The 1,160-nt window shown below is 46.2% G+C and carries 1 pseudogene; it reads right to left on the bottom strand.

The annotated features are described in order from the left end of the window. Positions 1-123: 123 nt before the first annotated feature. Positions 124-1,160 (bottom strand): annotated as a pseudogene (locus KDK14_RS14460) (hypothetical protein); the annotation flags it as partial.

Raw genomic sequence — 1,160 nt, 5'->3', positions numbered from 1 at the left:
TTTTGCACGGATTCGGAGCTATTTGTCGTCAGCTAGAAAACAGGGTATGGATATACCAGTCACTACTTAGAGCTGTTCAGAATTATAGTAATATGCCTTTGCTGGGTGCTGAATAGTTACATTTTAGTTTTCTGCAGTAATGTCAAAACCGAGGCTTTTCGCCTGAGCAATAAACTTCGCTAAATTGCTTTTGCTCCACTGGTTGGAGATAGCATACTGCGTGTTATCAGGGAACGTGATGACTTCCCCATCGCCAAGGAAGTGTCGTGGAATATCCTGGCGAGCATAAGTAGCATTTGCTTCATTCAAAGGAACAAACATCCCGCCACTACGAATATTTTGTGGGAAGGCCTCGATCAACTTATCAACGGTGGCAGGGCTATGCCTGGCAATCCAGTGCTGTATCACTGCGAGCACCAGTCGCCGCTTGTTTAGCGGGCTGCCCATAAAGATATAGCGGGTATAATCTTTGGATGACTGCCTGGCTACCCTGCGCTCTTCTGATTGCTGTTTTATTTTTACCTGGTAGCTCTCTGCTTCAGGCAAGGGGATGATTTGTTGAACATCAATTAAAATCTGGTCGTTATGCTTATAGGGAATCAGCCGGACGCAACGAATATCCAGGCTGCGCTCGTTAAGCCAAATAACGGAAGTGGTCAGTTCTTTGGAAAAATTGGCAGAGACCAGTACCATGCGTACATCCATACCAAAATCATCTTCCTGAGGTTCATCCCACCGAAGAAACTCAAGAAGCTTACTCTTTGCATCCATCTCAATATCGTTATCGATAAGATGCTGCTGATATATTTCGACTGCACGGGAAAAGGTCAACGTCGAAACCATGGCCGCATAGCGCAGAGCCTGCAACTCCATATGCTCGCCTTTCTCGGTCCGCTTCAGCTCTATCACCACCAGGTTTGCTTCACGGTCAATAGCCAGAAGATCAATCCTGCGCAGAGAGTCAGACCATTCCGAGAACTCCTCGGCAATCACAAGGCAGTTGGGTGCAACTGTTTCATTTTGATGCTTCAGTGCAGACTGCAAATGTTGTCGTTCCAGAATGCCTTCATCGTTGAAGGTCGTTTTTTCGATTTGATTGAGCGTATTATTACCTGAATCCGTAACTTCAGAAGACGTTGAAACCTTCGGAAGCCGGTCGT

The organism is Endozoicomonas sp. ONNA2, assembly GCF_024606365.1.
Classification (GTDB): Bacteria; Pseudomonadota; Gammaproteobacteria; order Pseudomonadales; family Endozoicomonadaceae; genus Endozoicomonas.
The sequence above is the reverse complement of the archived record's forward strand: the minus strand, read 5'-3'. Positions and strand labels throughout refer to the sequence as shown.